At 66.8% G+C, this 17513-nt stretch carries 23 protein-coding genes; all 23 read left to right on the top strand.

Annotated features, from left to right (window positions below; translation table 11 throughout):
• The first annotated feature begins 77 nt into the window (after window positions 1–77).
• The 23 genes from CQ047_RS07200 (at window position 78) to rpsH (ending at window position 17509) form a co-directional block, all read left to right on the top strand.
• Entirely contained in the window at window positions 78–554 is a 477-nt protein-coding gene (locus CQ047_RS07200) for a DUF2975 domain-containing protein (RefSeq protein WP_105673716.1), read from the top strand.
• The gene (locus CQ047_RS07195; RefSeq protein ID WP_105673714.1) at window positions 554–775 is read left to right on the top strand and encodes a helix-turn-helix transcriptional regulator; all 222 of its coding nucleotides are present in this window, start codon (window positions 554–556) and stop codon (window positions 773–775) included. The genes CQ047_RS07200 and CQ047_RS07195 overlap by 1 nt, the downstream gene beginning before the upstream one ends.
• Entirely contained in the window at window positions 772–4473 is a 3702-nt protein-coding gene (locus CQ047_RS07190; RefSeq protein WP_105673713.1) for an SCO7613 C-terminal domain-containing membrane protein, read from the top strand. Before CQ047_RS07195 ends, CQ047_RS07190 begins: the two co-directional genes overlap by 4 nt.
• A gap of 209 nt (window positions 4474–4682) precedes the next feature.
• Entirely contained in the window at window positions 4683–5051 is a 369-nt protein-coding gene (rpsL, locus tag CQ047_RS07185; RefSeq protein WP_013584051.1) for a 30S ribosomal protein S12, read from the top strand.
• Between the two features lie 5 nt (window positions 5052–5056).
• Window positions 5057–5530 carry a 30S ribosomal protein S7 gene (gene rpsG / locus CQ047_RS07180; protein WP_045256225.1) on the top strand — a complete coding sequence of 158 codons (474 nt, stop codon included), beginning with the start codon at window positions 5057–5059 and terminating at the stop codon, window positions 5528–5530.
• Between the two features lie 84 nt (window positions 5531–5614).
• A complete protein-coding gene (gene fusA / locus CQ047_RS07175) occupies window positions 5615–7732 on the top strand; it encodes an elongation factor G (RefSeq protein WP_105673711.1) in 2118 nt (705 codons plus the stop codon).
• 148 nt (window positions 7733–7880) lie between these two features.
• The gene (gene tuf, locus CQ047_RS07170; protein ID WP_105673709.1) at window positions 7881–9071 is read left to right on the top strand and encodes an elongation factor Tu; all 1191 of its coding nucleotides are present in this window, start codon (window positions 7881–7883) and stop codon (window positions 9069–9071) included.
• Window positions 9072–9250: 179 nt separating this feature from the next.
• Window positions 9251–9463, top strand: a complete 213-nt coding sequence (locus tag CQ047_RS07165) for a hypothetical protein (protein ID WP_105673707.1) — start codon at window positions 9251–9253, stop codon at window positions 9461–9463.
• An 867-nt stretch (window positions 9464–10330) separates the two neighbouring features.
• Window positions 10331–10639, top strand: coding sequence for a 30S ribosomal protein S10 (gene rpsJ, locus CQ047_RS07160; RefSeq protein WP_017201594.1), 309 nt, complete (start codon window positions 10331–10333; stop codon window positions 10637–10639).
• Between the two features lie 8 nt (window positions 10640–10647).
• On the top strand, window positions 10648–11307 hold the full coding sequence (gene rplC, locus CQ047_RS07155; RefSeq protein WP_105673705.1) for a 50S ribosomal protein L3: 660 nt from the start codon (window positions 10648–10650) through the stop codon (window positions 11305–11307).
• Between the two features lie 2 nt (window positions 11308–11309).
• Window positions 11310–11972 (top strand): 50S ribosomal protein L4, encoded by a 663-nt coding sequence (gene rplD, locus CQ047_RS07150; RefSeq protein ID WP_105673703.1) that lies wholly within the window; start codon window positions 11310–11312, stop codon window positions 11970–11972.
• Entirely contained in the window at window positions 11969–12292 is a 324-nt protein-coding gene (gene rplW / locus CQ047_RS07145; RefSeq protein WP_017201591.1) for a 50S ribosomal protein L23, read from the top strand. The genes rplD and rplW overlap by 4 nt, the downstream gene beginning before the upstream one ends.
• A gap of 20 nt (window positions 12293–12312) precedes the next feature.
• Window positions 12313–13152, top strand: a complete 840-nt coding sequence (gene rplB / locus CQ047_RS07140; protein WP_105673701.1) for a 50S ribosomal protein L2 — start codon at window positions 12313–12315, stop codon at window positions 13150–13152.
• 12 nt (window positions 13153–13164) lie between these two features.
• Window positions 13165–13446, top strand: a complete 282-nt coding sequence (gene rpsS / locus CQ047_RS07135; RefSeq protein ID WP_017201589.1) for a 30S ribosomal protein S19 — start codon at window positions 13165–13167, stop codon at window positions 13444–13446.
• Window positions 13446–13844, top strand: a complete 399-nt coding sequence (rplV, locus tag CQ047_RS07130; RefSeq protein ID WP_105673698.1) for a 50S ribosomal protein L22 — start codon at window positions 13446–13448, stop codon at window positions 13842–13844. The genes rpsS and rplV overlap by 1 nt, the downstream gene beginning before the upstream one ends.
• Window positions 13844–14599: a 30S ribosomal protein S3 gene (rpsC, locus tag CQ047_RS07125; RefSeq protein WP_105673696.1), complete on the top strand. Its 756-nt coding sequence runs from the start codon at window positions 13844–13846 to the stop codon at window positions 14597–14599. The genes rplV and rpsC overlap by 1 nt, the downstream gene beginning before the upstream one ends.
• Window positions 14599–15018 (top strand): 50S ribosomal protein L16, encoded by a 420-nt coding sequence (rplP, locus tag CQ047_RS07120; RefSeq protein WP_105673694.1) that lies wholly within the window; start codon window positions 14599–14601, stop codon window positions 15016–15018. Before rpsC ends, rplP begins: the two co-directional genes overlap by 1 nt.
• Entirely contained in the window at window positions 15018–15335 is a 318-nt protein-coding gene (gene rpmC, locus CQ047_RS07115; RefSeq protein ID WP_017829202.1) for a 50S ribosomal protein L29, read from the top strand. Before rplP ends, rpmC begins: the two co-directional genes overlap by 1 nt.
• Window positions 15335–15652 carry a 30S ribosomal protein S17 gene (gene rpsQ / locus CQ047_RS07110; RefSeq protein ID WP_105673692.1) on the top strand — a complete coding sequence of 106 codons (318 nt, stop codon included), beginning with the start codon at window positions 15335–15337 and terminating at the stop codon, window positions 15650–15652. The genes rpmC and rpsQ overlap by 1 nt, the downstream gene beginning before the upstream one ends.
• On the top strand, window positions 15649–16017 hold the full coding sequence (gene rplN, locus CQ047_RS07105) for a 50S ribosomal protein L14 (RefSeq protein ID WP_017201583.1): 369 nt from the start codon (window positions 15649–15651) through the stop codon (window positions 16015–16017). The genes rpsQ and rplN overlap by 4 nt, the downstream gene beginning before the upstream one ends.
• 2 nt (window positions 16018–16019) lie before the next feature.
• A complete protein-coding gene (rplX, locus tag CQ047_RS07100; RefSeq protein ID WP_105673690.1) occupies window positions 16020–16379 on the top strand; it encodes a 50S ribosomal protein L24 in 360 nt (119 codons plus the stop codon).
• Window positions 16379–16969 carry a 50S ribosomal protein L5 gene (gene rplE / locus CQ047_RS07095; protein ID WP_105673689.1) on the top strand — a complete coding sequence of 197 codons (591 nt, stop codon included), beginning with the start codon at window positions 16379–16381 and terminating at the stop codon, window positions 16967–16969. Before rplX ends, rplE begins: the two co-directional genes overlap by 1 nt.
• 141 nt (window positions 16970–17110) lie before the next feature.
• On the top strand, window positions 17111–17509 hold the full coding sequence (gene rpsH, locus CQ047_RS07090; RefSeq protein WP_105673687.1) for a 30S ribosomal protein S8: 399 nt from the start codon (window positions 17111–17113) through the stop codon (window positions 17507–17509).
• The last annotated feature ends 4 nt before the right edge of the window (window positions 17510–17513 follow it).

The following is a 17513-nucleotide window of genomic DNA, read 5'->3' as shown; positions in this document are numbered from 1 at the left end:
GCGGCGCGAGTGGAGCGTCGAGTCGGCGATGGCTATCGTTTTTCGATAGATATCCATTGCTGATCGATAGGGTCGTCATGCAGCCTCACGTCACTCGCATCCTCAAGGCGTTGATCGTCCTCCTGCTCGGGCTCCTGCTCGCGAGTCAGATCCTGGTGATCCCGGAGGTCGCGCGCATCACCGCGATCCGCAATCCCGACGTGGCCCAGCTGGAGGTGCCGGGCATCATCGGCGCCGTGCTGTTCCTCGGACTCGTCGAGGTGACCCTGGTGTGCATCTGGTTCCTGCTCTCCCTCGTGCAGGCCGAGCGCATCTTCCGCGTGGAGGCCTTCCGGTACGTCGATGTCATCCTCGCCGCCCTCGTCTCGGCCGGAGCCCTGATCCTCGCCTCGTTCATCGTGATCGTCGCGAGCCGCGCGGTGTCGCTCTCGCTCGTGCTCCTCGCCGTGCTCGGCATCGTGGTGAGCGCGGCGCTCGCCCTGCTCGTCGTCGTGCTGCGCGGACTCCTCCGCAAGGCGCTGGAGCTCGAGCAGGATCTGTCAGAGGTCGTCTGATGCCCATCGTCATCGACCTCGACGTGCAGCTCGCCCGCAAGAAGATGAGCGTGCAGGAGTTCGCCGACGCGATCGGCATCACCCCCGCCAACGTCGCCGTGCTCAAGAACGGCAGGGCCAAGGCCGTGCGCTTCACCACCCTCGACGCGATCTGCCGCGTCCTCGACTGCCAGCCGGGAGAGATCCTGCGCTGGATCCCCGATGAGGAGGAGCAGCGATGACCACGACGGGCACCATGCCGCTGTCGACCTGGGGCGAGTCCGTCGCCAGACACCTGCTCGACGACTCCAGCTGTCCCATCTGCCAGTGGACGCTGTCCGGCGGAACCTGCGCGCGCTGCGGCGCCGATCTGCGCGGGCCCATCTCGGGAGACGTGTGGAAGGCGTCGCAGTCCGCGGCCGCGGCGATGCGCGCCCGAGACGAGCTCCTCCGTCAGGTCCCGGTCCTCTCACTCGCACCGGTCGGCGCGATGCCGCGCCCAGCGGAGGATGCTCCGACCCCGGTCGTGGCCACGGACCTCTCCCCGGCATCCGCTCCCGATCCGCAGAGCAGCGCGACGCTGCAGTCGGTGCTGGCGACGGCGGGGGCCGGTCTGTTCGCCGTCGCGGCGATCGTCTTCACCTACTTCAACCCCGACCTCGCCGACCGTGCGCTGCGCGGGGTGATCGTCGGCCTGGTGACCCTGCTCTTCCTTGGGGGAGCGTGGATGCTCTCCCGTCGCTCGCTGCGCTTCTCGGCGGAGGCGGTCGGCGGCCTCGGCCTGGTGTTCGCGGGGCTCGACATCCACGCCTTCGCGCAGCTCGCCGCCCCCGCGGTGGATCCGTGGTTCACGGCCGCCGCCGTGACCGCCGCCGCCGGTGCGGTGATGCTCCTCGCGGGGCGTCGCCGCGGCATCCGGATCTGGGAGTGGACCGCGGTCACCGCGCTCGCGCTCACCCCGGCGATGCTGGGCGTCGCCGGGGGCACTCCGCTGTCGGTGGTGCTCGGTGCGATCGGCGTCGCCGCGGCCGGAGCAGCGCTGATCGAGTGGGTGCGGCCGCCTCTGGTCGAGCAGATCACCCTCACCGCGGTGCAGCTCATCGCCTCCCTGAGCGCCCTCGCCCTCATGTGGCGGGTGGATGCCGGGAGCGACACCGCGTTCTTCCTCACGATCAGCGGGGTGCTGCTGCTCGTCGCGGTGCACGCCGTCATCGCCGCACGGCGGATGCTCGCCGGTCTCTGGGCGTACGGCGCCGGAGGCACGGGAGCGGCGGCCGTGGTCGTCGCGGTCTTCGCGCTCACCGGGGAGGCGCTGCAGAGCACGCCGTGGCTGTTCGCGATCGTCCCCGCTGCGGCATCCGTCGCGCTCGTGCTGATCGGGGCGCTCGTCCCGCTGCCCCGTGCGGTGCCCCGTGGTCTCGTGGCGGCCGGAGCCCTCACGGTCCTCGCCGTGCCCTCCGCGGTGCTGCTCGGCTTCTCCGCCATGTCGGGCGTCGCCACGGTGGGCGAGTTCGTGCGGGGCGGCGACTCCGGCTACGCGCTGGGAGACACGGCGTGGGGTGTCGTCGTCGGACTCGCCGCGGTGTGCGCAGGGCTGGCCGTCTTCGGCGGGCTCGCACGCGACCGCGACGGGCTCCGCGGGCTCTCGGTGCCCGCCGCGCGGCTGTCGCTCGTCGCCGCTGCCGTCGCGGTGCTCGTGCTGGGCTGCGCGAAGCTGGTGCCGCTTCCGGCCTCCGTCGCGGTGCTCGCCGCGGCCGTGGTGCTCGTCGCCGCCGCGCTCCGGATGCTCCCGACCTTCGTGTCCGCTCCGGGGGCCAGGCTCATCCTGCTGGTCGCGGCCCACCTGGCGCTCGTCGCCGCGGTGATGGTCGCGTGGCGCGAGACCGCGGCGGTCCCGCTCGCAGGGGCGGGGACCCTGGTCGCGCTGGCCGCGCTCGCCTCCGCGCGTCCGCAGCGGTTCCGCTTCCTCTACGTGGGCGCCGGCTTCGCGTACGCCCTGGTCCTCGTCGCCATCGCGCTCGGGCAGGGCGGCGTCTCCGGGATCGCGCAGCTGTGCCTGACGGCATCTGCCGGCCTCGGCGCCGCGATCGTCTGCACCTACCTCCCGCGGGTTGGAGCGCGCGCCTGGCAGGCCGTGCTGGTCGTCGCGACCGTGCCCTTCGGCATCGGCATCCTGCAGGTGGTCGTCGAGCGCAGCGGATGGACGGCGCTGTCCACCGGTCTGATGTTCGCCCTCGCGATGTCTCTGCTCCTCACACGGCGTCCAGGGCTCACCCTCGCCGTGCGCACCGCGGCCGCGGCGATGCTCGTGCCCGCGCTCGCCGTCGTCGTGGTGTGCCTCGGCGCGCAGCTGCTGACGTCGAGCGGATCCCCGGTGACGCTGCCGATCATCGCCGTGCTCGTCGCCCTGGTGCTGCCGTCGACGCCGATCGTGAGAGCCGCGCTCGTGACCAGGGGACACCCGATCGGAACGGCGGATGCCGCGCGCATCGCGATCGAGGCGTCCGCCCTGCTCACCGGGGTGATCGCGGTCGGGCTCGCGCTCTGGCGCGACGCCGCGGGGCTCGGGACGACGTTCCTCGTGCTGCTGATCCTCGGCATCGGCGCGACCGCCGGCGCGATCTTCGCCGGCCGTCGCCTGCTGTGGTGGGTCGCGGCCGCGTCCTTCACCGGGGCGCTGTGGTGCGTGTGGGGGATGACCGGGGTCGACCTGCTCGAGGCGTATCTGCTGCCGCCGACCCTCGGCGCCGCGGCCGTCGCGACGGTGCTGACCCTGCGGGGTCGGGCGGCGATCGGTCTGTACGCCGCGGGTCTCGCGCTCGCGATCGGCCCGCTGCTCGCCATCGTCGCCGTGGTCGAGCCGGATGCCGCGGGCCAGGTCTCCGTGCCCTGGCGGGTCGGCGGTCTGCTGCTCGCCGCCTGGGCGCTGCTCGGGCTCGCGGCTCTGCTCGGCCGCGAGGGCGCCGGGGTGAGGATGCGGCGGCTGCGGAGACTGCGCATCCCGACGCTCCTCGCCGCGGGCCTGGCATCCACGGTCGGCACGATCCAGGCCATCCGGATCGGGCTCGGTCAGGACGTCCCGACGCTGCACGGCGCCGCTCTCCTCCTCTCCTGCCTCGGCGTGAGCGCGCTCGGCGCCGCCGTGCTGCTGCTCGCCGCCCGCGGCATCCGAAGGGCTGTCCCCGCGGAGTCCCCTGTGCGATCGAGTCGCTGGCTCGGCGCCCCGTCTGCGCTCGCGCTCGCCGCGGGGACGTGGTTCGCGATCGAGCGCGACTGGTTCTCGATCTGGGCGATGTGGTCGTTGATGCTCGTGTGGCTGCTCGCCGTGGTGGTCGCCGCATCCCGTGCGCGACGCGGGGGGACACTGCTCCCGCCGGTCTGGTTCCTCTTCGCGATCGCGTTCGTCACGGCCGTGGTCGCGTGGAGCCCGCGCGACCTGCGCGTGGAGTGGTTCTCGCTCCCGCTCGGCGCCTTCCTGCTCCTCGCCGGCGTGCTCGGCGGCTCCTCGACGCCGCCGAGCGGCGGTGAGGGGGAGGCCTCCACGAAGAGCCGGCCGACGCTGAACAGCTGGCCAGGGCGGTGGAGCGGATCCTGGGCGCTCCTCGCCCCGGGGATCGTCGTGATGATGATCGCGTCCATCGTCTCGACCTTCACCGATCCGCTCACCTGGCGGGCGATCCTGGTGATGGTGCTGGCTCTCGCCGCGATCCTCGTCGGATCCCGCGGGCGGCTCGCCGCGCCCTTCCTCATCGGACTGATCGTGCTGCCGATCGAGAACGTGTTCGTGTTCTCGGTGCAGATCGGGCGCGGCATCGAATCCATGCCGTGGTGGATCACGCTGGCGGTCATGGGAGCGGTGCTGCTCATCATCGCGGTCACGGCCGAGCGCAGGACGGGGGAGGGCGGTTCGGTGGCCGCGCGTATCAGAGACCTGCGGTGAGCGCACCTCCCATTTGACCGCCACGTTACGCGGCATTACACTTGGTCAGGTGTGTGCACGTCTTGACGTGCGCGCTGGGCGTCGGCTCCATAGCCGGTCCGCCCCCACGGCATACCCACCACCACACAAGCACGTCGGTTCCGGCGTGCCGGTGGGTCATGATGTGAAACCCATCACGCTGTCACCGTGCAGCATTATGAGGAGAGAACGTGCCAACCATTCAGCAGTTGGTTCGCAAGGGTCGCTCGCCCAAGGTCTCGAAGACCAAGGCGCCCGCACTGAAGTCGAACCCCCAGCAGGCCGGTGTCTGCACCCGTGTGTACACCACCACCCCGAAGAAGCCGAACTCGGCGATGCGCAAGGTCGCCCGTGTCAAGCTCCGCAACGGCACCGAGGTCACCGCGTACATCCCCGGTGAGGGCCACAACCTCCAGGAGCACTCCCTGGTCCTGGTCCGCGGCGGTCGTGTCAAGGACCTCCCCGGTGTGCGTTACAAGATCGTCCGCGGCGCCCTGGACACCCAGGCCGTCAAGAACCGTAAGCAGGCTCGCAGCCGCTACGGCGCGAAGAAGGGTTGAGTTAGATGCCTCGTAAGGGTCCCGCACCTAAGCGTCCCGTCGTCAACGACCCGGTATACGGCGCTCCGATCGTCAGCCAGCTGGTCAACAAGATCCTCGTCGACGGCAAGAAGTCCCTCGCCGAGTCGATCGTCTACAACGCCCTCAAGGGCGTCGAGGCGAAGAACGGCGGCCAGGATGCCGTCGCCACGCTGAAGAAGGCGCTCGACAACGTCCGCCCCACCCTCGAGGTCAAGAGCCGCCGCGTCGGTGGCTCGACCTACCAGGTGCCGGTCGAGGTCAAGCCGCACCGCGCGAACACCCTCGCGCTGCGCTGGCTCGTCAGCTACGCCAAGGGTCGTCGTGAGAAGACGATGACCGAGCGTCTCCAGAACGAGATCCTGGACGCGTCGAACGGCCTCGGTGCCGCGGTCAAGCGCCGCGAGGACACCCACAAGATGGCCGAGTCGAACCGCGCGTTCGCTCACTACCGCTGGTAACAGCTTCGCCCGCCCCCGGCCGCCCGCCGGGGGCGGGCACCCCCCTCTTCGCAGTTCGACTGCCAAAAAGATAAGGACACTCCTGTGGCACAAGACGTGCTCACCGACCTGAGCAAGGTTCGGAACATCGGCATCATGGCTCACATCGATGCTGGCAAGACCACCACGACCGAGCGCATCCTGTTCTACACGGGCGTCAACCACAAGCTCGGCGAGACGCACGACGGTGCCTCGACCACCGACTGGATGGAGCAGGAGAAGGAGCGCGGCATCACGATCACGTCTGCCGCCGTGACCTGCTACTGGAACAAGAACCAGATCAACATCATCGACACCCCCGGTCACGTGGACTTCACGGTCGAGGTGGAGCGCTCGCTCCGCGTCCTCGACGGCGCGGTCGCCGTGTTCGACGGCAAGGAGGGCGTCGAGCCCCAGTCCGAGACCGTGTGGCGTCAGGCCGACAAGTACAACGTCCCCCGCATCTGCTTCGTCAACAAGATGGACAAGCTCGGCGCGGACTTCTACTTCACCGTCGACACCATCATCAACCGCCTCGGCGCCAAGCCGCTCGTCATCCAGCTGCCGATCGGCGCGGAGAACGACTTCATCGGCGTCATCGACCTCGTCGAGATGCGTGCGCTGGTCTGGGCCGGCGACTCCAAGGGTGACGTCACCATGGGCGCCTCCTACGAGATCCAGGAGATCCCGGCCGACCTCAAGGAGAAGGCGGACGAGTACCGTCAGCAGCTCCTCGAGACCGTCGCCGAGACCGACGACGCGCTGCTCGAGAAGTTCTTCGGTGGCGAGGAGCTCACGGTCGCCGAGATCAAGGGCGCCATCCGCAAGCTCACCGTCGCGTCCGAGATCTACCCGGTCCTCTGCGGTTCGGCGTTCAAGAACCGCGGTGTCCAGCCGATGCTGGACGCTGTCGTCGACTACCTCCCGAACCCGCTCGACGTGGGCTCGATCGAGGCGCACGACCCCAAGGACTACGACACGATCATCGAGCGTCACCCCGACGCCAACGACCCGTTCGCAGCTCTCGCGTTCAAGGTCGCCGTGCACCCGTTCTTCGGTCGCCTGACCTACGTGCGCGTGTACTCCGGCCAGCTCGACTCCGGCGCTCAGGTCATCAACTCGACCAAGGGCAAGAAGGAGCGCATCGGGAAGATCTTCCAGATGCACGCCAACAAGGAGATCCCGGTCCCCTCGGTCACCGCCGGCAACATCTACGCGGTCATCGGCCTGAAGGACACCACGACGGGTGACACCCTCACCGACCCCGCAGCGCCGGTCGTCCTCGAGTCGATGACGTTCCCGGAGCCCGTCATCGAGGTCGCCATCGAGCCGAAGACCAAGGCCGACCAGGAGAAGCTGGGTGTCGCCATCCAGAAGCTCGCTGAGGAGGACCCGACCTTCCGCACGGAGCTCAACCCCGAGACCGGTCAGACGACCATCAAGGGCATGGGCGAGCTGCACCTCGACATCCTCGTCGACCGCATGAAGCGCGAGTTCAACGTCGAGGCGAACGTCGGCAAGCCGCAGGTCGCGTACCGCGAGACGATCCGCAAGGCCGTCGAGAAGCACGACTACACGCACAAGAAGCAGACCGGTGGTTCGGGTCAGTTCGCGAAGATCCAGTTCAACATCGAGCCGCTCGAGCTCGACAACGACAAGACCTACGAGTTCGTCAACGCCGTCACCGGTGGGCGCATCCCGCGTGAGTACATCGGCTCGATCGACGCCGGTTTCCAGGATGCGATGAACGTCGGCGTCCTCGCCGGCTACCCGATCGTCGGCGTCAAGGCGACGATCGTCGATGGTGCGGCTCACGATGTCGACTCCTCGGAGATGGCGTTCAAGATCGCAGGCTCGATGGGTCTCAAGGAGGCTCTCCGCCGGGCGAGCCCGGTGCTGCTCGAGCCGCTGATGGCCGTCGAGGTCCGTACTCCGGAGGAGTACATGGGCGACGTCATCGGCGACCTGAACTCGCGTCGTGGCCAGATCCAGTCGATGGAGGATGCCGCAGGCGTCAAGGTCGTCCGCGCGCACGTCCCGCTGTCCGAGATGTTCGGCTACATCGGCGACCTGCGCTCGAAGACCTCGGGTCGCGCCGTCTACTCCATGGAGTTCAACAGCTACGCTGAGGTTCCCCGTGCAGTGGCCGACGAGATCGTCCAGAAGCACCAGGGCGGCGAGTAACACTTCTGGGAGCCGGGTTCCGACCCGGCTCCCAGGTCACCTACAACTTCACATTCCCTCTCTACTAAACTGAGAAACAAAACCCGTAGAGAACCGGTCGCAAACCAGTGCCCGGTCACCTCTACAACGACGTCCTGAGGAGGACCCAGTGGCTAAGGCCAAGTTCGAGCGGACCAAGCCGCACGTCAACATCGGAACCATCGGTCACGTTGACCACGGCAAGACCACGCTCTCCGCAGCGATCTCGAAGGTGCTTGCTGACAAGTTCCCGTCTGACACCAACGTGCAGCGCGACTTCGCTTCCATCGACTCGGCGCCGGAAGAGCGCCAGCGTGGTATCACCATCAACATCTCGCACATCGAGTACGAGACCCCGAAGCGCCACTACGCGCACGTCGACGCTCCCGGCCACGCCGACTACGTCAAGAACATGATCACCGGTGCGGCTCAGATGGACGGCGCGATCCTCGTGGTCGCCGCCACCGACGGCCCGATGGCTCAGACGCGTGAGCACGTGCTGCTCGCCAAGCAGGTCGGCGTTCCCTACCTGCTCGTCGCGCTGAACAAGTCCGACGCGGTCGACGACGAGGAGATCCTGGAGCTCGTCGAGCTCGAGGTTCGCGAGCTGCTCGCCGCTCAGGGCTTCGACGAGGACGCGCCGGTCGTGCGCGTCTCCGCTCTGAAGGCCCTCGAGGGTGACGAGAAGTGGACCCAGGCCATCCTCGACCTGATGCAGGCCGTCGACGACAGCGTTCCGGAGCCGGAGCGCGACCGCGACAAGCCCTTCCTGATGCCCGTCGAGGACGTCTTCACGATCACCGGTCGTGGAACCGTCGTCACCGGCCGCGCCGAGCGTGGCACGCTGGCCATCAACTCCGAGGTCGAGATCGTCGGACTCCGTCCGACCGTCAAGACCACGGTCACGGGTATCGAGATGTTCCACAAGCAGCTCGACGAGGCATGGGCCGGCGAGAACTGCGGTCTCCTGCTCCGTGGCACCAAGCGTGAGGACGTCGAGCGCGGCCAGGTCATCGTGAAGCCGGGTTCGGTCACGCCGCACACCAACTTCGAGGGCACCGCCTACATCCTCTCGAAGGAAGAGGGCGGCCGTCACAACCCGTTCTACACGAACTACCGCCCGCAGTTCTACTTCCGCACCACCGACGTCACCGGCGTCATCTCGCTGCCCGAGGGCACCGAGATGGTCATGCCCGGCGACACCACCGACATGACGGTCGAGCTGATCCAGCCGATCGCCATGGAGGACGGCCTCGGCTTCGCCATCCGTGAGGGTGGACGCACCGTCGGCGCCGGTACGGTCACGAAGATCATCAAGTAAGCATCCGCTTCCTTCGCACAGGGGTCGAGCCTTCGGGCTCGGCCCCTTTGTGTTTCCCGATTCGATGACACTCGGTGTCTCAATCGGTGCACGGGGTTCCGTATACCGGCGTCGACATGCAGAATGAGTGGGTCGGCCTGATCGGTCGGCGCAGAGCACACCTCAGAAGGGGATTCACCATGGGTATCGAGGACGCCGTCAACAAGGGCAAGGAACTCTTCGAGCAGAACAAGGACAAGATCGAAGAGGCGGTCAAGAGCGAGCAGGCCGAGGACATCAGCGACAAGGTCCTCGACGGTGTCGCCGACTTCGCCAAGAAGATCGCCCCCGGCGCGGCCGACAAGATCGACGAGATCCGCGACGGCGCCGACAAGGCCGTCGGCAACGAGTAACCCTCGCGCAGACTCGGAGCGGCGGTCCTTCCTGAGGGGAGGGCCGCCGCTTCTCTGCGTCCGGACGAGATCGGGGAGGAACCCAGTATTCCGGTCTCCGGTATCGCGTTCCTGCGGAGTCATCCCGTACAATGACATCTGACCGTCTGGGGAACTTGCGGTCTGGGACGTCGAAGGGGTTCGACCTCCCGCATCCACGCGGCTCGCCGCGTTCGAACTGGGGAACGATCTTGGGGATCATCGTGCGACGCGCGCACTCTGTGCGCCACAGCGTCTCCCTGCCTGCGCGGCAGGTCATCTGCCGCGCCCTCGGTCGGGGAGCACGGCGTCCCTTCACGCCGGGCTCCTCGCGTTCGGTGTGCCCCCTCGCACTGGACGCCCTCCCCAAGCGGGGCGAGGCATGGGGATGCCTCGCCCCGCTCTCCTGATCCGCCCGCGTCGCGGGCTGCAGAGGCCTGAAGAACGCCGTTGCGACGGCTGCGGCGGAAGCGCGACACGCCCGGGTTTGCAGAAGTGAAATCCGGCATGGCAGAATAGTCAGGTTCGACATTTCGGCGTGCTTCGCGTGCGCTGGATCACCATCACGAGTGTGCATAGGCGGCGTCGTCCCGAATGGGATGGGGCGCAGGGACCTAGGCCGCGTATGGCAGAACACCCCCGACACTCCTCATCGAGGCTTCATCATGCGTGATGGAGGTCGGCATCCGCACGTCGCGAGGCGTGCGGGATGACAGCAGAACAGTGGTGCAGCAGATCGACTCGCAAGAGCCGTTCTCGTGCCGAGGCGCAACCAGCGCCATCGTGCGTCCAATGCCCCAGGATCATCCGGTCCCGGACGGTACGACGCCTAAAGAGAGAGAGCAGACAATGGCGGGACAGAAGATCCGCATTCGCCTGAAGTCGTATGACCACGAGGTCATCGACACGTCCGCACGCAAGATCGTCGACACCGTGACCCGTGCGGGCGCGACCGTCGTCGGACCCGTGCCCCTTCCGACCGAGAAGAACGTCGTGTGCGTCATCCGGTCGCCCCACAAGTACAAGGACAGCCGCGAGCACTTCGAGATGCGCACCCACAAGCGTCTGATCGACATCGTCGACCCGACGCCCAAGGCCGTCGACTCGCTGATGCGCCTTGACCTGCCGGCCGATGTCAACATCGAGATCAAGCTCTGAGGTTCGACATGGCTGACATCAACGCAAAGATTTCCAAGGGCATGCTGGGCACGAAGCTCGGCATGACCCAGGTGTGGAACGAGAGTGGCAAGCTCATTCCCGTCACCGTCATCGAGCTCGCGCCGAACGTGGTCACCCAGATCCGTACCCCCGAGAAGGACGGCTACAACGCCGTGCAGATCGCGTACGGTCAGATCGACCCGCGCAAGGTGAACAAGCCGCTCTCCGCCCACTTCGAGGCTGCAGGCGTCACGCCGCGTCGTCACGTCACCGAGATCCGCACCGCGGATGCCGGCGACTACACCCTGGGCCAGGAGCTCACGGTCGACGCCACCTTCGAGGCCGGCCAGCTCGTCGACGTCGTCGGCACGAGCAAGGGCAAGGGCTTCGCCGGTGTCATGAAGCGTCACAACTTCAAGGGCGTCTCGGCATCGCACGGTTCGCACCGCAACCACCGCAAGCCCGGCTCCATCGGCGCATCGTCGACCCCGAGCCGCGTCTTCAAGGGCATGCGCATGGCCGGCCGTATGGGTGGCGAGCGCGTGACCGTCCTCAACCTCACGGTGCACGCCGTCGACATCGAGAAGGGTCTGCTGCTCGTCAAGGGCGCAGTCCCCGGTGCTCGCGGTCGCATCGTCTACGTCCGCAACGCAGTGAAGGGTGCCTGATCATGGCTGACTCGACTCTCGCGCTCGACGTCCTCAAGGCAGACGGCAAGAAGGCAGGCTCGATCGAGCTTCCCGCCGCGCTGTTCGACGTCAAGACGAACATCCCGCTGATCCACCAGGTCGTCGTCGCGCAGCTCGCTGCCGCACGTCAGGGCACCCACTCGACCAAGCGTCGCGGTGAGGTCTCCGGTGCCGGCCGCAAGCCCTTCAAGCAGAAGGGCACGGGTAACGCCCGTCAGGGCTCGATCCGCGCGCCGCACATGACCGGCGGTGGCATCGTGCACGGCCCGAAGCCGCGCGACTACTCGCAGCGCACGCCCAAGAAGATGATCGCCGCCGCCCTCCTGGGCGCGCTGAGCGACCGTTTCCGCGGCGACCGCATCCACGCCATCGAGTCCTTCGGCATCGACGGCACGCCTTCGACCAAGACCGCGGTGAGCTTCCTCACCAACGTCGTCTCGTCGAAGAACGTGCTCGTGGTGATCGAGCGCAACGACGACGTGACGCTGAAGAGCATTCGCAACCTGTCGAACCTGCACGTGCTGACGTTCGACCAGCTCAACGCCTACGACGTGCTCGTCTCCGACGACATCGTCTTCACCCAGGCCGCTCTCGAGGGCTTCATCGCCTCGAAGACCGGCGCCAACCAGGAGGTCTCCGCATGAGCGAGCAGGCATCTGTTCTCCAGACGGCCCTGAACAAGGACCCGCGCGACATCATCCTGAAGCCGGTCGTGTCCGAGAAGAGCTACGGGCTCATCGATGAGGGCAAGTACACCTTCCTCGTCGACCCCCGTGCCTCGAAGACCGAGATCAAGCTCGCCATCGAGAAGATCTTCGGCGTCAAGGTCGCGAGCGTCAACACTCTCAACCGCGTCGGCAAGGCTCGCCGCACCCGCTTCGGCACCGGCAAGCGCAAGGACACCAAGCGCGCCATCGTGACCCTGAAGTCGGGCACCATCGACATCTTCACGGCAATCGGCTGATCCGGGGGATAAGGACAATCATGGCTATTCGCAAGTACAAGCCCACGACCCCGGGCCGCCGCGGCTCGTCGGTGGCTGACTTCGCCGAGATCACTCGATCGACGCCGGAGAAGTCGCTGCTGCGCCCGCTCTCGAAGACCGGTGGTCGCAACAACCAGGGCCGCATCACGACCCGTCACATCGGTGGTGGCCACAAGCGCCAGTACCGTGTCATCGACTTCCGTCGCAATGACAAGGACGGCGTGAACGCCAAGGTCGCTCACATCGAGTACGACCCCAACCGCACCGCACGCATCGCACTGCTGCACTACTTCGACGGCGAGAAGCGCTACATCATCGCGCCGAACAAGCTGAAGCAGGGCGACATCGTCGAGTCGGGTGCATCGGCCGACATCAAGCCGGGCAACAACCTCCCGCTGAAGAACATCCCCACGGGTACGGTCATCCACGCCATCGAGCTCCGCCCCGGCGGCGGCGCGAAGCTGGCACGTTCGGCCGGCGTGTCCGTCCGTCTCGTCGCCAAGGACGGCCCCTACGCCCAGCTGCGTCTGCCCTCGGGCGAGATCCGCAACGTCGATGCGCGCTGCCGCGCGACCATCGGCGAGGTGGGCAACGCCGAGCAGTCGAACATCAACTGGGGCAAGGCCGGCCGCATGCGCTGGAAGGGCGTCCGCCCGACCGTGCGTGGTGTCGCGATGAACCCGGTCGACCACCCCCACGGTGGTGGTGAGGGTAAGACCTCCGGTGGTCGTCACCCGGTCTCCCCCTGGGGTCAGGCTGAGGGTCGCACCCGTCACGCCAACAAGGAAAGCGACAAGTACATCGTGCGCCGTCGCAACGCCGGCAAGAAGCGCAAGTAGGAGTAAGAGAAGATGCCTCGCAGTCTTAAGAAGGGCCCCTTCGTCGACGAGCACCTGCTTCGCAAGGTGGTCGTGCAGAACGAAGCCGGCACGAAGAACGTCATCAAGACCTGGTCTCGCCGGTCCATGATCATCCCGGCCATGCTGGGTCACACGATCGCGGTCCACGACGGTCGCAAGCACATCCCTGTGTTCGTGTCCGAGACCATGGTCGGTCACAAGCTGGGCGAGTTCGCGCCCACCCGCACCTTCCGCGGCCACGAGAAGGACGACAAGAAGGGGCGGCGCCGCTAATGGTCGAATCCATCGCACGCGTGCGACACATCCGCGTGACCCCGCAGAAGGCTCGTCGTGTCGTTGCGCTCATCAAGGGCAAGCAGGCCCAGGAGGCTCTCGCGATCCTGAAGTTCGCGCAGCAGAGCGCCAGCGAGCCGATCTACAAGCTTGTCGCGTCGGCCATGGCCAACGCGCAGGTGAAGGCGGATCGCGACGGGGAGTTCCTCGACGAGCAGGACCTGTACGTGGCTAACGCCTACGTCGACGAGGGCACGACGCTCAAGCGTTTCCAGCCCCGTGCACAGGGTCGCGCTTTCCAGATCAAGAAGCGCACGAGCCACATCACGGTCGTGCTCTCGACGCCCCAGACGGCTCCGGCCGCCTCGGGCGACAGCAACAAGAAGGCGAGCAAGTAATGGGACAGAAGGTAAACCCGTACGGCTTCCGTCTCGGCATCACCACGGACCACGTGTCGCGCTGGTTCTCCGACTCGACGAAGCCGGGTCAGCGCTACGCCGACTACGTCGCCGAGGACATCAAGATCCGCAACCTGCTCAAGACGCAGCTCGACCGCGCCGGTGTCTCGAACATCGAGATCGAGCGCACCCGTGACCGCGTCCGCGTCGACATCCACACCGCCCGTCCGGGCATCGTGATCGGTCGTCGTGGAGCCGAGGCCGAGCGCATCCGCGGCGACCTCGAGAAGCTCTCGGGCAAGCAGATCCAGCTGAACATCCTCGAGGTCAAGAACCCCGAGGCCGACGCTCAGCTCGTCGCACAGGGCATCGCCGAGCAGCTCTCTGCTCGCGTGGCGTTCCGTCGTGCGATGCGCAAGGGTCTCCAGGGCGCGCAGCGCGCTGGCGCCAAGGGCATCCGCATCCAGGTCTCCGGCCGTCTCGGCGGCGCCGAGATGAGCCGGTCGGAGTTCTACCGCGAGGGCCGTGTGCCGCTGCACACGCTTCGTGCGAACATCGACTACGGCTTCTACGAGGCCAAGACCACCTTCGGCCGCATCGGCGTGAAGGTCTGGATCTACAAGGGCGACCTCACCGCCAAGGAGCTTGCCCGCGAGCAGGCCAACGCACCGAAGTCCCGTCGTGACGACCGTGGTGGCGACCGCCGCCGCGCGCCGCGCAACGAGGCCCCCGTCGCAGAAGGAGCGTCTGCCTGATGCTTATCCCTCGTAAGGTCAAGTACCGCAAGCAGCACCACCCGGGCCGCTCGGGCCAGGCCACCGGTGGCACCAAGGTGTCGTTCGGTGAGTTCGGCATCCAGGCGCTCACCCCGGCGTATGTGACCAACCGTCAGATCGAGTCCGCTCGTATCGCGATGACGCGTCACATCAAGCGTGGCGGAAAGGTGTGGATCAACATCTACCCCGACCGTCCGCTCACGAAGAAGCCGGCCGAAACCCGCATGGGTTCCGGTAAGGGTTCCCCCGAGTGGTGGGTTGCCAACGTCAAGCCGGGTCGCGTCCTCTTCGAGGTCGCCGGCGTGAGCGAGGAACTCGCTCGCGAGGCACTGACCCGTGCCATTCACAAGCTGCCGCTCAAGGCACGCATCATCAAGCGCGAGGAGGGCGACGCGTAATGGCGATCGGCACCAAGGAGCTCGCTCCGGCAGAGCTCGACACGTTCGAAGACCAGCGCCTCGTTGAGGAGCTGCGCAAGGCCAAGGAGGAGCTGTTCAACCTCCGTTTCCAGTCGGCCACCGGCCAGCTGGAGAGCCACGGCCGCATCCGCGCCGTCAAGCGCGACATCGCGCGTCTCTACACCGTGATCCGCGAGCGCGAGCTGGGCATCCGTGCGACGCCCGCTCCCGTCGAGGCTCCGGCCAAGAAGGCGACCAAGTCGAAGGCGAAGAAGGCGGACTCCGCTGACGACGCCGTGAAGGAAGAGGCTGAGTGATGGCCACCAAGAAGGAAGCCGCCGTCGAGGCTGAGCACGCCGCTCACGACGTCCGCGACGAGGATGCCCGCGGGTATCGCAAGTCGCGTCGTGGCTACGTCGTCAGCGACAAGATGGACAAGACCATCGTGGTCGAGGTCGAGGACCGCGTGAAGCACCCGCTTTACGGCAAGGTCATCCGCCGCACCTCGAAGGTCAAGGCGCACGATGAGACCAACTCCGCCGGCATCGGCGACCTGGTCCTCATCAACGAGACCCGCCCGCTGAGCGCCACGAAGCGCTGGCGTCTGGTGGAGATTCTGGAGAAGGCCAAGTGATTCAGCAGGAATCCCGACTCAAGGTCGCCGACAACACCGGCGCCAAGGAGCTGCTCACCATCCGCGTGCTCGGTGGCTCCAAGCGTCGTTACGCCGGCCTGGGCGACACCATCGTCGCGACCGTCAAGGACGCGATCCCCGGTGGGAACGTCAAGAAGGGCGACGTCGTCAAGGCGGTCATCGTCCGCACCAAGAAGGAGGTCCGTCGTCCGGACGGCTCCTACATCAAGTTCGACGAGAACGCCGCCGTCATCCTGAAGAACGACGGGGAGCCCCGCGGCACCCGCATCTTCGGTCCGGTCGGTCGTGAGCTTCGTGACAAGAAGTTCATGAAGATCGTGTCGCTGGCGCCGGAGGTCATCTAATCATGGCGAAGATCAAGAAGGGCGACCTGGTTCAGGTCATCAGCGGTCGCAAGCAGGAGAAGGGCGGCGACCGCGGCAAGCAGGGCAAGGTCCTCGAGATCCTGTCCGGCCAGAACCGCGTCATCGTCGAAGGCGTGAACTACGTCACCAAGCACACCCGCGTCGGCCAGACGCAGCGTGGCACCAAGACGGGCGGCCTCGAGACTGTCGAGGCTCCCATCCACATCTCGAACGTCGCAGTCGTCGACCCCTCGACCAAGAAGCCGACCAAGGTCGGCCACCGGGTCGAGGAGCAGACCAAGGACGGCGTCAAGCGCACCGTCCGCGTGCGTTACGCGAAGAAGAGCGGTAAGGACCTCTGATGAGCAACGCCACTGCCGCGCCGGCTGGCAAGATCCAGCCGCGCCTGAAGCAGAAGTACAACGCCGAGATCAAGAAGGCTCTGCAGGACGAGTTCGGCTACTCGAACGTCATGCAGATCCCCGGTCTGGTCAAGGTCGTCGTGAACACCGGTGTCGGTGAGGCGGCTCGCGACAGCAAGGTGATCGATGGTGCGGTCGACGACCTCACCAAGATCACCGGCCAGAAGCCGATCGTCACGAAGGCCCGCAAGTCCATCGCGCAGTTCAAGCTGCGTGAGGGTCAGGCCATCGGCGCGCACGTCACCCTCCGTGGTGACCGCGCGTGGGAGTTCGTGGACCGCCTGGTCTCGCTCGCACTGCCCCGCATCCGCGACTTCCGCGGTCTGTCGGCCAAGCAGTTCGACGGCAACGGCAACTACACCTTCGGTCTCCAGGAGCAGAGCGTGTTCCACGAGATCGACCAGGACAAGATCGACCGGGTTCGCGGTTTCGACATCACCGTCGTCACCACCGCGAAGACGGATGACGAGGGCCGGGCACTGCTCCGTCACCTCGGCTTCCCGTTCCGGTCGGACGACGCCCAGGCGTAAGCCCGGCATGTGAGAGCCGGATGCTGTGTTCACCCGCAGCATCCGGCTCCCGGCATGCCGTACAATTGAAGATTGCGTGTTCATCGCAGGCCGTCTGTCGTGTAACGGCAGCCGGAACCTCATGACCAAAGGAAAACAACAATGACAATGACAGACCCGGTCGCAGATCTGCTGACCCGTCTGCGCAACGCGAACTCGGCGCATCACGACTCCGTGACCCTGCCGTCGAGCAAGCTCAAGACGCACATCGCCGAGATCCTCCAGCAGGAGGGCTACATCGCCGGCTGGGAGACCTCTGACGCTCGCGTCGGCAAGAATCTCACCCTCCAGCTGAAGTACGGCCCCAACCGTGAGCGTTCGATCGCGGGCATCAAGCGCGTGTCGAAGCCCGGCCTCCGCGTGTACGCGAAGTCCACCGAGCTCCCCAAGGTCCTCGGCGGCCTCGGCGTGGCCATCCTGTCCACCTCCTCCGGTCTTCTCACCGACCGTCAGGCTGAGCAGAAGGGCGTGGGCGGAGAAGTTCTCGCCTACGTGTGGTAATCCG

This window comes from Microbacterium sp. MYb72 (genome assembly GCF_002979415.1).
In the GTDB taxonomy this organism is placed as follows: Bacteria; Actinomycetota; Actinomycetes; order Actinomycetales; family Microbacteriaceae; genus Microbacterium; species Microbacterium natoriense.
This window is presented reverse-complemented; position numbering and strand designations above follow the sequence as displayed.

What these genes read in the sequence shown, in the direction of transcription:
- rplE (WP_105673689.1), top strand. Translation starts at nt 16,379, where the DNA reads ATGAGCAACGCCACTGCCGCGCCGGCTGGCAAGATCCAGCCGCGCCTG.
- rpsH (WP_105673687.1), top strand. Translation starts at nt 17,111, where the DNA reads ATGACAATGACAGACCCGGTCGCAGATCTGCTGACCCGTCTGCGCAAC.
- rpsG (WP_045256225.1), top strand. Translation starts at nt 5,057, where the DNA reads ATGCCTCGTAAGGGTCCCGCACCTAAGCGTCCCGTCGTCAACGACCCG.
- rplC (WP_105673705.1), top strand. Translation starts at nt 10,648, where the DNA reads ATGGCTGACATCAACGCAAAGATTTCCAAGGGCATGCTGGGCACGAAG.
- CQ047_RS07190 (WP_105673713.1), top strand. Translation starts at nt 772, where the DNA reads ATGACCACGACGGGCACCATGCCGCTGTCGACCTGGGGCGAGTCCGTC.
- CQ047_RS07195 (WP_105673714.1), top strand. Translation starts at nt 554, where the DNA reads ATGCCCATCGTCATCGACCTCGACGTGCAGCTCGCCCGCAAGAAGATG.
- rpsC (WP_105673696.1), top strand. Translation starts at nt 13,844, where the DNA reads ATGGGACAGAAGGTAAACCCGTACGGCTTCCGTCTCGGCATCACCACG.
- CQ047_RS07200 (WP_105673716.1), top strand. Translation starts at nt 78, where the DNA reads ATGCAGCCTCACGTCACTCGCATCCTCAAGGCGTTGATCGTCCTCCTG.
- rpsJ (WP_017201594.1), top strand. Translation starts at nt 10,331, where the DNA reads ATGGCGGGACAGAAGATCCGCATTCGCCTGAAGTCGTATGACCACGAG.
- rpsS (WP_017201589.1), top strand. Translation starts at nt 13,165, where the DNA reads ATGCCTCGCAGTCTTAAGAAGGGCCCCTTCGTCGACGAGCACCTGCTT.
- rplP (WP_105673694.1), top strand. Translation starts at nt 14,599, where the DNA reads ATGCTTATCCCTCGTAAGGTCAAGTACCGCAAGCAGCACCACCCGGGC.
- rplD (WP_105673703.1), top strand. Translation starts at nt 11,310, where the DNA reads ATGGCTGACTCGACTCTCGCGCTCGACGTCCTCAAGGCAGACGGCAAG.
- rplV (WP_105673698.1), top strand. Translation starts at nt 13,446, where the DNA reads ATGGTCGAATCCATCGCACGCGTGCGACACATCCGCGTGACCCCGCAG.
- rpmC (WP_017829202.1), top strand. Translation starts at nt 15,018, where the DNA reads ATGGCGATCGGCACCAAGGAGCTCGCTCCGGCAGAGCTCGACACGTTC.
- CQ047_RS07165 (WP_105673707.1), top strand. Translation starts at nt 9,251, where the DNA reads ATGGGTATCGAGGACGCCGTCAACAAGGGCAAGGAACTCTTCGAGCAG.
- rpsQ (WP_105673692.1), top strand. Translation starts at nt 15,335, where the DNA reads ATGGCCACCAAGAAGGAAGCCGCCGTCGAGGCTGAGCACGCCGCTCAC.
- rplW (WP_017201591.1), top strand. Translation starts at nt 11,969, where the DNA reads ATGAGCGAGCAGGCATCTGTTCTCCAGACGGCCCTGAACAAGGACCCG.
- rplB (WP_105673701.1), top strand. Translation starts at nt 12,313, where the DNA reads ATGGCTATTCGCAAGTACAAGCCCACGACCCCGGGCCGCCGCGGCTCG.
- rplX (WP_105673690.1), top strand. Translation starts at nt 16,020, where the DNA reads ATGGCGAAGATCAAGAAGGGCGACCTGGTTCAGGTCATCAGCGGTCGC.